This window comes from uncultured Traorella sp. (genome assembly GCF_944327115.1).
Taxonomy (GTDB): Bacteria; Bacillota_I; Bacilli_A; order Erysipelotrichales; family Erysipelotrichaceae; genus Traorella.
This window is the reverse complement of the sequence record NZ_CALVGS010000100.1, coordinates 24713-38848: the sequence shown is the minus strand read 5'-3', so window position 1 is coordinate 38848 and position 14136 is coordinate 24713. Positions and strand designations below refer to the sequence as shown.

The 14136-nt window shown below is 39.5% G+C and carries 14 protein-coding genes and 1 tRNA gene; 4 read left to right on the top strand and 11 right to left on the bottom strand.

All coding sequences use genetic code 11. The features are described 5' to 3' along the window. Nucleotides 1–295: 295 nt before the first annotated feature. The 3 genes from Q0K35_RS08965 to trpA all read left to right on the top strand — a co-directional run bounded on the left by Q0K35_RS08965 (nt 296) and on the right by trpA (nt 3961). Nucleotides 296–1147, top strand: coding sequence for a hypothetical protein (locus Q0K35_RS08965; RefSeq protein WP_294562381.1), 852 nt, complete (start codon nt 296–298; stop codon nt 1145–1147). 896 nt (nt 1148–2043) lie between these two features. Next, a complete protein-coding gene (gene trpB, locus Q0K35_RS08960) occupies nt 2044–3234 on the top strand; it encodes a tryptophan synthase subunit beta (RefSeq protein ID WP_294562379.1) in 1191 nt (396 codons plus the stop codon). Continuing rightward, nucleotides 3227–3961, top strand: a complete 735-nt coding sequence (gene trpA / locus Q0K35_RS08955; RefSeq protein ID WP_294562377.1) for a tryptophan synthase subunit alpha — start codon at nt 3227–3229, stop codon at nt 3959–3961. Before trpB ends, trpA begins: the two co-directional genes overlap by 8 nt. A 21-nt stretch (nt 3962–3982) precedes the next feature. Here the strand turns inward: trpA and Q0K35_RS08950 are convergent, their stop codons facing one another. From Q0K35_RS08950 to ybaK, 9 genes are all read right to left on the bottom strand, one after another. Further along, nucleotides 3983–5047: an ABC transporter substrate-binding protein gene (locus tag Q0K35_RS08950; protein ID WP_294562375.1), complete on the bottom strand. Its 1065-nt coding sequence runs from the start codon at nt 5045–5047 to the stop codon at nt 3983–3985. Between the two features lie 2 nt (nt 5048–5049). Further along, nucleotides 5050–5832, bottom strand: coding sequence for an ABC transporter permease (locus Q0K35_RS08945; protein ID WP_294562374.1), 783 nt, complete (start codon nt 5830–5832; stop codon nt 5050–5052). After that, entirely contained in the window at nt 5829–6668 is an 840-nt protein-coding gene (locus Q0K35_RS08940; protein WP_294562372.1) for an ABC transporter permease, read from the bottom strand. The genes Q0K35_RS08945 and Q0K35_RS08940 overlap by 4 nt, the downstream gene beginning before the upstream one ends. Then, on the bottom strand, nt 6665–8239 hold the full coding sequence (locus tag Q0K35_RS08935) for an ABC transporter ATP-binding protein (protein WP_294562371.1): 1575 nt from the start codon (nt 8237–8239) through the stop codon (nt 6665–6667). The genes Q0K35_RS08940 and Q0K35_RS08935 overlap by 4 nt, the downstream gene beginning before the upstream one ends. 12 nt (nt 8240–8251) lie before the next feature. Further along, a complete protein-coding gene (locus tag Q0K35_RS08930; RefSeq protein WP_294562369.1) occupies nt 8252–8785 on the bottom strand; it encodes an XRE family transcriptional regulator in 534 nt (177 codons plus the stop codon). Nucleotides 8786–8956: 171 nt separating this feature from the next. Beyond that, on the bottom strand, nt 8957–10714 hold the full coding sequence (locus tag Q0K35_RS08925) for an ABC-F family ATP-binding cassette domain-containing protein (RefSeq protein WP_294562367.1): 1758 nt from the start codon (nt 10712–10714) through the stop codon (nt 8957–8959). Nucleotides 10715–10788: 74 nt separating this feature from the next. Continuing rightward, nucleotides 10789–11097, bottom strand: a complete 309-nt coding sequence (gene trxA / locus Q0K35_RS08920; protein ID WP_294562366.1) for a thioredoxin — start codon at nt 11095–11097, stop codon at nt 10789–10791. A gap of 50 nt (nt 11098–11147) precedes the next feature. Continuing rightward, the gene (locus tag Q0K35_RS08915; protein ID WP_294562364.1) at nt 11148–11546 is read right to left on the bottom strand and encodes a PPC domain-containing DNA-binding protein; all 399 of its coding nucleotides are present in this window, start codon (nt 11544–11546) and stop codon (nt 11148–11150) included. A 14-nt stretch (nt 11547–11560) separates the two neighbouring features. Next, on the bottom strand, nt 11561–12034 hold the full coding sequence (gene ybaK, locus Q0K35_RS08910) for a Cys-tRNA(Pro) deacylase (RefSeq protein ID WP_294562362.1): 474 nt from the start codon (nt 12032–12034) through the stop codon (nt 11561–11563). A gap of 56 nt (nt 12035–12090) precedes the next feature. On the opposite strand from ybaK, the gene Q0K35_RS08905 reads away from it, so the two are divergent. Then, nucleotides 12091–12166, top strand: a tRNA-Thr gene (locus Q0K35_RS08905). Between the two features lie 81 nt (nt 12167–12247). On the opposite strand, the gene Q0K35_RS08900 is transcribed toward Q0K35_RS08905, so the two are convergent. Together Q0K35_RS08900 and Q0K35_RS08895 are read right to left on the bottom strand one after the other, a co-directional pair. Further along, nucleotides 12248–12922, bottom strand: coding sequence for a flavodoxin (locus Q0K35_RS08900; RefSeq protein WP_294562360.1), 675 nt, complete (start codon nt 12920–12922; stop codon nt 12248–12250). A 61-nt stretch (nt 12923–12983) separates the two neighbouring features. Then, nucleotides 12984–14129, bottom strand: a complete 1146-nt coding sequence (locus Q0K35_RS08895; RefSeq protein WP_294562359.1) for an iron-containing alcohol dehydrogenase — start codon at nt 14127–14129, stop codon at nt 12984–12986. Nucleotides 14130–14136: the final 7 nt, after the last annotated feature.

Below are 14136 nucleotides of genomic sequence, written 5' to 3'. Positions count from 1 at the left end.
TACAGAATAAAAGATAAGACTGCATTAATGAAAAGATTCAGAATAATTTGTAGTATCACTATGTCCTGCTGAGCAAAGAAAGTATCTATATTTTTTATCTATTATAATCTGAATTTTAAAATTTGATAAAGGGTACACAATAGCTTCAAAGGAGCATGACATCATCGCAGAATATTGTTTAGATATCAAAAAGTATCTCTTATTCTGAAAGTACAAACGGTGACAAAACAGCTTTAATACCCGCATGTGGTTATGTATATATGAATGGCTAATCTGATTGAAAAGGGGGAGCAATATGTTTGATATGCTTGGAATAAATAATTATTTTCTTCGATTTTTCATACTTTTTGTAATTATATGTATCGCAATCTTGCCAGTCATTATATTAGCTGTTTTTCAAGCAAGACTGTGCATAAAAAATAGGAAAATATTTGGATGGATTTTACCTATACTAAGTATTTTTATGATTTTGGGATCTCTTGTAGAGGGTTACGAAAATCATTATTTGAATCCTTTTTACTTTTATTACAGTTTATTTGTAATGATTGCTGTGATCATCGCATCATTTATTAAAACTGCTCATAAAAAGAAAACAAATGTATTATTAACAATTTTCATTTTCCTCTTTACCTGGATATTCTTTGATTATACAAACATCGTAAGCGTTAATGTTGATACGGAAAACATACAGGCAAAGTATCCTTTACGTTTTGATAATGGAAGATGTACCATAGAAAAACATGATTCACTTACCAACTCTGCTTCGGATATCATATCTTGTCTTGATACAGCAGTATATATTGATGATGATCAATTCGGAGCTTATATATATATTTCATCAGATGATATTTTCTCCAAAAGAAATATTCTTAAAGAGCTTATTACGCTCAAAAAAGAAGAAGAACCTATGACAAAAGAGGAATGGAAAGTAAAAGGAATGCAATTACAAGTATATCAGTATAAAATCCCTGATAGTCCAAAAGAAACTTATAAGCCATATTATCGTATTCACTTCTCTTACGAGAATCAATTTTATAAAATTTATCTATATACAGATTCCTTTACTTCAGAGCATTCCAGCAACCCTCAAATAGATCAAAATGACAAAGAAAAAATATTGCTTTATTTGAATAATCTCTTAGAATAAATAATTTGATATAATGACATTAGATAGTATCACGATGACCTGCTGAGTAACAAAAGTGATACTGTCCATACATACTTAGTGACTATAACGGTATATGGAGCGGCTTAACTGCAAAGAACACAGATTCATATTGATTTGTGTTTTTTTATTATGTTTAAGGAAAAATATTATGAAATTTTATACAGTCATTAAAGAATACATAGATTTATCCGACAGATTCACAGGTCATGAAAGACGATAAGGACGGATCAAGACTTTATGTTGGCATCTTTCATCCTGTGAAATGGTTCAATAACCTTATTCCCTTATCTTCTCTATGAAACGATTATGAAATATCAGCTGATGGTATTCAGTTTGCATGATCAGATTATGACAATTCAATAAAATACATCGAAACCTTTTATATATTCAAAAGCATAAGCATGAAATTTGATGATATTCGGTACAAGGCTGAAATGGATCTATATAAAAGCAGATCATGATAATGAAAGGGTTCAAAAAAAATCTTTTATACATTCTCTTGATTAATATTTATTATAGTGGTACAATACGCCTAAATCAGATATATAAACCGTTGAAGCGGAGATAACGGCAATGATGCCTATACAGAGAGCCTGCGATGCTGCGAATCAGGTTAGAAACAAGTTGTCAAATGGACCGCGGAGGGTGCAGTCAAATGTGTTTTTACACAGAGTATTCTGCAACGCGTTGGCATGCGTCAGTTGCCGGGGATATGATGGTATCCTGCTAAGCGCATAGGTTTTCCTATGAATTCAAGGTGGCACCGCGGATAGTAATTATTCGTCCTTGACAGATTACGATTTCTGTCAGGGACTTTTTATATTCTTTGACATAAGTCGTATAAAAAGACAAATGTCTTAGAAAGGATGTAGAAGATGACAAATGTAAATGGACGTTTCGGCATTCATGGCGGACAGTATGTTCCTGAAACATTGATGAATGCCCTCATTGAGCTTGAAAAAGCTTATGATCATTTTAAAAATGATCCTGCTTTCATCCAAGAACTAAATGAATTATTGAATGAATATGCAGGAAGACCTTCAAGGCTGTATTTTGCGAAAAAAATGACCCAAGATTTAAATGGTGCCAAGGTTTATCTTAAACGAGAAGATCTAAATCATACCGGAGCTCATAAGATCAACAATGTACTTGGTCAGGCTTTATTAGCTAAAAAGATGGGTAAAAGCTGTCTGATTGCCGAAACAGGTGCCGGTCAGCATGGTGTTGCGACTGCAACTGCTGCGGCCTTGATGGGAATGAAATGCATTGTTTTTATGGGTGAAGAAGATACGAAGCGACAGGCACTTAATGTCTATCGCATGAAGCTTTTAGGTGCCCAAGTAGTACCAGTAACAAGCGGTACGGCCACTCTGAAGGATGCCGTTTCTGCAGCCATGCGTGAATGGAGCGCTCATCTTGAAACAGCTCACTATTGTCTTGGCTCCGTGATGGGTCCTCATCCTTTCCCGACGATCGTACGTGATTTTCAGGCGGTGATTTCCAAAGAAATCAAAAAACAGCTGCTTGAAAAAGAAGGAAGGCTTCCCGATGCCGTTATCGCCTGTGTAGGCGGCGGTTCCAATGCGATAGGCAGCTTTTATCATTTTATCAATGATAAAAATGTACGGCTCATTGGCTGTGAGGCTGCCGGCAGAGGTATTGATACCTTTGAAACAGCCGCAACTCTTTCTTGTGGAAAATTAGGTATCTTCCATGGGATGAAATCCTATTTTTGTCAGGATCAATACGGTCAGATCGCTCCTGTCTATTCCATTTCTGCGGGACTTGATTATCCGGGAGTCGGACCTGAACATGCTTATCTCCATGATATCCATCGTGGTGAATATGTTGCCATTACAGATGATGAAGCTGTCAATGCCTTTGAATATCTGGCAAAAACAGAAGGTATCATCCCCGCTATCGAATCTGCTCATGCCGTAGCTTATGCCTTAAAAATCGTTCCTAAGATGTCTAAGGACAAGATTGTCGTTGTCACGATATCCGGCAGAGGTGATAAAGATTGTGCCGCAATTGCCCGTTATAAAGGAGAGATGATTTATGAATAAGCTCGGTGAAGTTTTCAATGATAAAAAAGCTATGATCGTTTTTATTACCTGTGGTGACCCCGATCTGGAAACAACAAGGAAAATGATCGAAGCAGTTATATCCCATGGTGCTGATATCATCATATTAGGCATTCCCTTTGCCGATCCTACGGCAGAAGGATACATGATCCAACAGTCATATCTTCGTGCTTTAAAAAATAAGCTTAGTGTTGATCAGATCATTGAATTTGTACGAAAGCTGCGTGTTGAAATCAAAATTCCTCTTATTTTCAAGACCTATGCAAATATCGTTTTTAATTACGGTATTGAAAGCTTTCTGGCTGCCTGTAAAGAAATTGATATAAACGGTCTCATTCTTTCTGACATACCTTATGAAGAAAAAGAAGAATTTCAACCGCTATGCCGAAAATATGGCATTGATCTCATATCAATGATCGTCAATGCCCCCGCTTCACGCATTCAAGCCATTATAAAAGATGCTGATGGCTTTGTATATACGCCTTCTACGATCGATGCTGAAAAAATAGCCGCTATGGTCCATCAAAACAGTACGCTTCCATGTGTCCTGCAATCAGATTCGATCAGGGATATCCCTCAAACCGGTTCCTTTGATGGAATCATGATTGATACATTGATCATTGAACTGCTCGAAAAATATGGCTCCGCATCATATAAACAGATCAGCAATCTCCAAGACATGCTTCAATACCTAAAAAAAAGAAGATGACGCGATCATCTTCTTTTAATATTAGTGAGCTTTTACTTTTACCCAAAGCTCTGACAGCTTAGCAGTCAATTCCTTGTTGTAAACAAAGACCTCATCTTTATCATAATTGCTTCTTGGAATATAAGCATCATTTCCTGCAAATTCTCCTTCGCTTAATTCCTCCAGCACTTCAGCATTGCTTGATGCATAGCCTGCATATTCAGAATTTGCATAAGAAGCGTCATAACTCAGGATAAAGTTAATAAATTCATGAGCCAGATCAGGATTTTGAGCATTCTTAGGAATTACCATCGCATCGCTCCAAAGATTTGTTCCCTCTGTTGGACAATAGTAAGCCATTTCTTCATTTTCCATAAGGATCGTTACTGCATCACCTGAATAAACTACTGCCAGATCCTTCTGACCGGATGACATTGCATCGATAACTTCATCCGTTACATAAGCAGGTGACATCGTATCATTGATCTGAACCAGCCAGTCATAAGCATCCTGAATTTCATTTTCATCACTCGTATTCATTGAATATCCTAAAGATTTGAAAGCAATCATGAAGGAGTCACGCTCAGAATCATACATATAGATCCTGCCGGCATAATCTGTATCTTGGAAAATAGCCCAGCCTTCATTTTCCAAATCATTGATGTCTACATTATTTTTATTATAAACGATACCGACGCTTCCCCAGAAATAAGGAACAGAATACGTATTATCAGGATCATATGGCAGATTTTTTACACCCTCGGCAAGATTTTCGATATTCGGGATCTTTGTCAGATCCAATTCCTGAAGCATATCCTCCTGAATCATTCTTTCGATCATGTAATCACTTGGAACAATGACATCATATGTTTCCCCTGTCTGAACCTTCGTGTACATTGCTTCATTGGATAAGAATGTTTCATAGACGACCGTTACCCCAAATTGATCCTCAAAATCTGAAATAACGCTTGGTTCGATATATTCTCCCCAGTTAAATACCTTCAACGTCTGCCCCTGATATTCACTATCAGAATTTGAAGGAGTGTTTGAGCAGCCGCTCAACACGAGTAGTGACAGCGCACCAATTACAGTAAATAACTTTTTCATGTTCATGCAACCTCCTTTTTCTTTCTTAGCATTGGAACAATATTGACGAGTATCAGAACAACCGTAATGATGATGATTACCAGCGTACTGACAGCATTGATCGATGGATTGATTCTTTTCGACATCGAATAGACAAGAATCGAAATATTGCTGACACCGTTTCCGGTGACAAAATAACTGATCACAAAATCATCAATGGACATCGTAAAAGCAATCAATGCACCTGATACGATACCCGGAAGTATTTGCGGCACGATAACCTTTGTAAGCGCCTGCCAAGGAGTCGCCCCCAGATCAAGGGCCGCTTCCGCAAGATTGGGATCAAGAGATCTCAGCTTAGGCGATACCGAAAGCATGACATAGGGGATACAGAATGCGATATGTGCCAGCAAAAGCGTAAGAAATCCCTTTTCAATGACCCTAAAGCTTGAAAACAGCATTAACAGACCGATGGCCGTCACGATTTCCGGATTCATGACCGAAAGATTATTAACCTGTTCGATTGCCAGCTGCAATGCCTTTCTTGATTTAGAAAGACCGATCGAAGCAATCGTTCCTACGATCGTTGAAATGATCGTTGCCAGAATAGCAATGACAAAGGTGTACCAGATCGCCTGCATCATATTGCGATCATTGAACATCCGCTCATACCATTGCAATGAGAAACCCTTGAATACGGTCAGGGAACGGGAATCATTGAAAGAAAAAATAATCGTATATAAAATAGGCAGATAGAAGAATATCAGAATGAGAGCTAAATAGAATTTTGAAAATATTTTTTTCATACTGCCCTCCTTTTTCCTGCCGATTCCTTATCGGCCTTCTTTGTCAGATACATACTGATGATAATGATAACCGCCATGATCAGCGAAATGGCACTTCCTTTATTCCAGTCACCTGTTGTCAGGAAGTAGTTTTCAATCACATTACCGATCAGCTGCACGCTTCCCTGTCCGATCAACTGTGAGATCTGAAACGTAGAAGCAGCCGGCAGGAATACCAAAGTAATACCACTGATCACTCCCGGAAGCGAAAGCGGAAAAGTCACTCGCCAGAAAGATTGGACCCGATCGGCTCCCAGATCGGCAGCCGCCTCCAGATAGCTTGTATCCATCTTGATCAGCTGTGAATAGATCTGCAGGATCATAAAAGGCAGAAAGTTATAGACCATGACAAAGATCACCGCACCTTCCGTACCGATCATCTGTTTAGGTCCAATACCCAAATATCCTAAAACCGTATCAAACAAGCCTCCGCTTTGAAGCATTCCTAACCACGCATAGGTTCGAACCAGCATATTGATCCATGTCGGAAGAGTAATCAGCAGCATCATTAAATTCTGATACTTATTACCCAGCTTCGCCATGAAATAAGCTGCCGGATAGCCGATCAAAACACAGATCACCGTTGTGATCAAAGCAATCTTAAACGAAGTTGCCAATACCTTCAAAAGTACCGGCTCTGTTAGAAAATAGATGAAATTATCCAGCGTCAAACGCACCTGAACGACATCATTGCCTTGTGTGCTGAAAGCATAAAACAAGATCATCAGCATTGGCAAAACGATCATGACGATTGCCCAGATTGCGTATGGATAGGCCATTCTCGCAAACTTTTTCATGAGAATGTTTCCTTACTCATGATGTGAATATCTTCCGGATTAAAAGATAAGCCCACCATCGTATCAACTTCCGCATAATCCGTTGTATGAACCTTATATTCATACCCCGTTGTCTTAAAGGTTACCTGATACTGGCCCGGTGTAATATTTTCAGGGTCAAAATCATAGTCAACCGTCGTAATTTCAACCGGTATATCTTCATCTAAATCCCACGCCTGAGCATTTGCCCAGATCTTTAAATCAGTTTCTAACGCAACTGAATCTTGAATCTCATCCACTTTCTTAAAGAAATCTTCAGCAAAGATTTCCTCTGCATATTCTTTTGATTCCACACGGTTCTGATCCTTGACGATCATATTGACCGTGCAGCTCGTTCCGGCAGCTGTCGTAAAGGTCACCGGATATGTTCCCTTGTGCGGCTGGATATCATGGGAAACCTTGACGATCGAAATCAGTTCATCAGTTTCACTGCTCCATGCCTGTGCATCAGCACGGGCTATGATCTCCGCATCGGTCAGTTCCTTGACATCTTCGATATCAAGGTTGAAATTATTAGCGCTCATGAGCTCTTTGGCACTCTCATTGACTACCGGCTTGTCATCTTTCACATCCATCGTTACCGTAATGCTCGTTCCCGGACGCGTTTCAACAACGATCTCATAGTGAACGCCTTTAAACAATACAGATTTGACAATTCCCTTCAATTTACCTTTAGATTTTGGCACGATATCCAAATCTTCCGGTCGTATGACCACATCGACTTTTTCATTTTCCTTAAATCCAAAATCGACACATTCAAACTTCTTATCCTCAAACATGACCTGATAATCTTTTAACATGACCCCTTCAATAATATTGCTTTCCCCGATAAAGTTAGCTACATATTCATTGACAGGTTCATTGTAGATATCCGTTGGTGTTCCCACCTGCTGGATCTCACCCTCTTTCATGACCACGATCTTATCTGACATGGTCAAGGCTTCTTCCTGATCATGCGTAACAAAAATGAAGGTAATGCCGACTTCCTGCTGAATGCGTTTCAGTTCTTTCTGCATCTCTTTTCTTAATTTTAAATCCAATGCTCCTAAAGGTTCATCCAAAAGCAAAACCTTCGGTTCATTGACTAGTGCACGTGCGATCGCTACTCGCTGCTGCTGGCCGCCGCTCATCTCTTTAACGTCACGATGTGCATATTCTTCCAGATTCACCAGTTTCAGCATTCGATTGACCTTCTGCTCGATGATATCCTTCGAAATCTTTTTGATCTTCAGACCGAAAGCAACATTGTCAAATACATCCATATGCGGAAATAAAGCATATTTCTGAAAGACCGTATTCACTTCACGACGATAAGCAGGTACATTGGTAATTTCCTGTCCGTCAAAATAAACCTCACCCTGCGTCTGATCCAAAAAACCTCCTAAAATTCTTAAAAGTGTTGTTTTCCCACATCCGCTGGGTCCTAAAAGCGTTACAAATTCGTTTTCATAAATATCCAGATTGATTCCCTTGAGAACGATCTGACCGTCAAATTCTTTGACAATGTTTTTAAATTGAATTAAAGGTTTCATATTCTATTCCTCCTAAAATAGCGGTGGCGTCGTAATCCACAGCACTTTGGCAGGTGCACTGCTCACATTCTTGAGATAATGGGGATTCAAGCCCTTGATATAGAAGGTTTCTCCCTTACGCACAGTAATTTCTTTATCCCCATCTACTAGGATGACACGTCCGCTGAGAACAAACCCGAATTCTTCCCCATCATGCGGATCAAGCCGTTGGCTTTCGCCTCCTGTTTCAAGTTCAAGAAGAATCGGCTCCATTTCATTTTTCTGAGCATTGGGCACGATCCAGTTAATGATACAGCCGTCACGCTCATCAACAAAATAATCCTCCTTGGTAAATACGCTTTTTTCTTCCTGTTCCTCTTTGAAGAATGCCGCCAGCGTCGTACCTAAAGCCTCCAGTATATCGTTCAAGGTTGCGATAGAGGGGGATGTCAGATTTCTTTCCACTTGGCTCAAAAACCCTTTGGTAAGCTCGCTGCGGCTAGCCAGCTCCTCCAATGTCAATCCGTTTTTCGTCCTTAATCGTTTAATTTTCTGACCAATATCCATAGCCCCTCCCTTCTTGTTTAGTGATACTAAACAATTTGTTTTCTTAATCAAACCAATGTTATTATACAGAATTTTCAAATAAATGCAACACTATTTTAAATTTTTTGTTTAATATTTTAAACTTTTTTTCATCCTGACAAAAAAAAGACGGCAATACCGTCCTAAAAAAACTTACTTATTCAAAGCAATCGCTTCTTCAATTTCCAACAGTTCAAGCCAGCGCTCATTTTTCTTCTCAATTTCTTCTTCTATCTCACTTCTTTTTTTAGAAAGTTCACCGATCCTTACAAAATCCTGTGTTTCATTCATTGCTTCATCAATATCCTGAAGCATTTTCTCAAGCTGCTTCAAAGCTTCCTCCATTCCTTCCAGCTCTTTTTTATCCTTACTTGAAAGGTATGGCTGATTCATTCGCTGCTGCTTTTTGATCTCACTATACGATTTCTTTTCTTTTACGACTTTCTCATTTTTTGAATGCCGGCTATAATAATCAGAATAGGTACCGATATAAGAGCGGATCGTTTTATCTTCAAAAGCAAAAATGTAATCACAGCAGCGGTCCAGAAAATAACGATCATGGGATACTACCATAACAGCACCATTAAAATGATCCAGGTAATCTTCCAAGACATTTAACGTCTGGATATCCAGATCATTGGTCGGCTCATCCAGCAGCAATACATTTGGAGCAGACATCAGCACTTTTAAAAGATACAATCTTCTTTTCTCTCCGCCACTGAGATAACCGACGCGTGAATACTGTAAATGAGAATCGAATAAAAATCTTTCCAGCATCGCTTTAGCACTTAACCGTCCTTCATCCGTCACAAGATCATCACTGACCTCCATGATCACATCTCTGACAATCTTAGCATCATCCAGATCATCGCTTCCCTGTTTAAAATACCCGATCCTTACCGTTTCTCCTATTTCAATATTCCCGCTCGTCGGTGTCAGATCACCTGCAATCAGATTTAAAAGCGTGCTTTTCCCGCAGCCGTTATCACCGATGATCCCTATGCGATCATTGCGCTTTAAATGATAGGAAAAATCAGAAAAAAGCGTCGTATTGTTGATGCTCATGCCTAAATGATCGATCTCGATCGTTTTTTTGCCAAGGCGAGAAGAAGTGTGGATCAGTTCAACCTTGCCCGTCTGTTTAATTTTTTCAATGCCTGATAGCTTTTCAAAACGAGCGATACGCTCCTTGCTCTTCGTGCTTCGTGCCTGTGCATTGGAACGGATCCACTCCAGCTCCACTCGCAAAAAAGCATTTCGTTTGCGCTCATTGGCAAGCGCTGCTTCTTCCCTTTGCTGCTTCAACTCAAGAAAGGCAGAATAATTCGCCTGATATTCATAAATTTTAGAACGATCGATCTCAATGATCTTATGAACGATCCTTTCTAAGAAATAACGATCATGCGTAACCATCACTAAGGTACGGTTCATCTTGATCAGATATTTTTCCAGCCATTCGATCATCTCATTATCCAAATGATTGGTCGGTTCATCCAGCAGCAAAAGATCACAAGGCTTTAAAAGAGCCACTCCCAAAGCAATTCTCTTACGCTGTCCTCCTGAGCAAGTACCGATCTTCTTATCCATATCCTCTATTTTTAATTTTGTAAGGACAGAACGAATTTCAAAATCCTCACATTTTGGTGCTCTCTCATGTACGACCTGAAAAATCGTATGATGATCGTCAAAATCATCCTCTTGTGCAAGATATGAAATTTGAAGATCACTCTTACAGATCATCTTTCCTTCATAATTTTCCTTACCCGCTAAGATCTTTAAAAAGGTGCTCTTACCGACACCATTCACACCAATCAGTGCTATCTTATCATTTTCTTCGATTGAAAAGGAAACCTTATCCAAGATACATTTCTCATTATGATACTTACTTATTTCACTTGCACTTATCAACATAACATCACCGTTTTCATCATACCACAACTATCATCAATCATCAAAAGAAAAAAGGCTTATCGCAAAGCCTTTATTTACAGAACCGCATCAATCATTGCTTTGATAGCAGGTTTTGGCTGATATCCGACAGCCTGTTTTACAACCTTGCCATCTTTCATCAAAACCAGGTTTGGAATCGACATAACCCCGTATTCACCAGCAAGTTCACCTTCCTGATCAACGTTGACCTTGACAAAATTGATCTGTCCCTCATACTCCATCGAAAGCTCTTCAAGCACCGGAGCTACCATCTTGCATGGTCCGCACCAGTCAGCGTAGAAATCGACAAATACAATGCCATTATTTTTGATTGATTCAAATTCTTCCTTGTTTACAATTCTCATTGTACATCCTCCTTTTGATGATTCTAGTATATCATATACCTTTTAAAATGCTAGTGTTTTGCCTTCATGACAATTTCATCATAGCCGGTTTTCTCATCAAATTCACGTGAAAATTCAAATTCATCCAATTCATGAAGAATAATTTCCGCCGTCGTATTGATAAGTGTACCACTCATCAGATGTCCGCCAATCGTATGTCCGTCATCACCGCTTAAAGAAATATGCAAATGCACACCGTCTTTCGAAAGCGTACCCATGAGCGAAACGATTTCATAATGATTGACATCATGAAAGAGTGTCTTGCCATCTGCCAAGCGAAAAGACGCTTCATACACACAACCCACACAACAAGCCACATATCCTGCTTCAATATGATGTGCCTTGATATAGTCTTCAATGCTTTTCTTTAAATCTGATCCATAGATCAAACGAAATGCATGTGTTTTCATACAGACTCATCCTTTCATATAATACAAGCCATGAAAGCTTGTGTCACTTTCATAAAATCATTTACTGAACAGTGGATCTGACAGCCAATCTTACCGCCGCTGAAAATGATTGAATCAAGAGAAGCGGCAGTATCACTTAAGATAACAGGGTATTTTTTCTTCATGCCGATCGGTGAACAGCCACCTCGCACATAGCCCGTCAGTCCTAAAAGTTCATTGACATGAACCATTGCGATACTTTTTTCATGAACCGCTTTGGCACATTTCTTCAAATCCAGTTCATCCGCAACATTTACGACAAAGACATAAATCTTATTTGAAGCAGAACGAGCCACCAACGTCTTATAAACCATCCTGACATCCTGATAACATTTTTGCGCAACTCTCAAGCCATCAATTTTTCCATCTTCTGCATCATAAGTATAAACTTCATATTTGATTTTTTGGGCGTCTAACTGACGCATCGCATTTGTCTTGATATTTTTCATATAAAGTATTATAAACATCTTTTCAAAAGTTTGCAAATACGTTATAATAATCACATGCCGACTTAGCTCCAACGGTAGAGCAACGCCATGGTAAGGCGGAGGTTGTGAGTTCGAATCTCATAGCCGGCACCAGTAATAAAATAAGTCCTGTTTTCAGGACTTTTTTTGATTATATACAAATGGTACGGGTTATGAGATTCAGGACCAAAATAATCAGCGATTCAACCCCTCCACCCAAGCAGTTACATCACTTTGGACATCACTGACATTATTTCGTGAAATGGAGAGTCCGTCTTCCACAACCGTTGCATTTGGTTCAAGGCTGGCGATCACCTGGATCGTTCCTGCAAACCCGCTGCCGCCGTGTACCGTAAATGGCACGATTGTCTTACCACTAAAATCATAGCTTTCTAAAAATGTATATACAGACATTGGTAAATCTGCATTCCAGATCGGATATCCTAAGAAAATCGTATCATAATTCTCAAGATCAGCAAGTTCAGTGGCTAATGCCGGACGGGCATTTTCATTTCCTTCTTGATGTGCAAATTCTAATAAAGGTTTATGCGTTGTCGGATATTCCTGCTGCGTTTCAATACGGAAGAGATCACCACCTGTTTCCTGTTGGATCAATGCCGCAATATATTCATTATTTCCCATTAATTCACCATTAACCGCAACACGGCTGGCACCGCCAACAGTATCAACACCATCATCTTCCATTACTGAAAAATAAACGATCAATACATTGCTATCTCCCACTGAAGCTGCAGGCTGTTGCACAGCCGGTTCATCATTGACCGGTGTATCTTGATTGCCCTGGCTGCCACATGCAGCAAGTGCAAATAACATAAAAGCAGTAAGTAATAATCCATTAAGTTTTTTCATGACAGCTCCTTTCTATCAGCCCACTCATTTCTAATCTAAGTAAAACTTTTTATAATATTTTCTACATGCACTCCAATAGGATCCCATAAACTTCATCACGACTCAGTTCACGCGGATTGCATTTGATGATATTACAGCTGTCTGCTACCTTGCGAAGAATTTCCGGTGTAATTTCTACTTTGGATCTTAATTCACCAAGCTTTGTTGGCAAATGACATTCTTTGATGAAATCACTTAAGGCATCCAGTCCTTCTTCAGCACTTTCTTTTCCAAATACCTCTCTCGCAAAACGGGTAAATTTCTCTTGCGCATCTTTTAAGATATGGCGATAGTAAACCGGATGAATGACAGCTAAGCCTTGTCCATGGTTACAATCTGTATAGGCACCGAGCTGATGTTCGATCTGATGCGCTTGAAAATCTGTAAGACGTCCTACTTTTAGAATACCGTTTTCTGCCATGGCAGAATCCCACATCAGATTACCACGAGCCTGCATATCATTGATATCCACCAAAAGGCGGCGCATATTGATAACCGTATTGCGCATGATAGCCAAGGCTACATCATCGGATACATTGTCTGCATCTGAATTTCCTAAATAGGTTTCCATGGCATGGCTCAATGTATCAAAGGCTCCTGAAAGCACCTGCATGGATGGAACTGAAGCCGTATATGCCGGATCAAGGATCGCAAATGAAACAGCAGTACCAACGATCGGTCCTTTCCACATCTTCTCTTCATAAGTAATAACAGCACCGCTGTTCATTTCAGCACCCGTACCGGAAGCTGTTACCACAGCGCCCATAGGAATGCCCTGTGTTGGAAATTTACCGGATACATATTCCATTTCCCAGATATCTTCCTCCACTTTTGCCTGAGCCGATACCACTTTACAACAGTCAATGACAGATCCGCCGCCTACCGCTAAAATAAAATCAACCTGATGTTCACGAACCAGCCGTGCTCCTTCCTGAACTTTGGTATATGTCGGATTCGGCATGATGCCTGATAATTCCACGACCTCTTTATTTGCGTCTGTCAAAAGTATTTTGATTTCATCATAAATGCCATTTTTCATGATCGACCCGCCGCCATATGCCAGCATGACTGTCTTTCCGACCTTTGATAATTCTCCTTTTAAAGCCTCAGCGGCAACCTTCTCACCAAAATAAACCTTTGTTGGATAAGTAAATGTAAATGTATTCATCGTGATT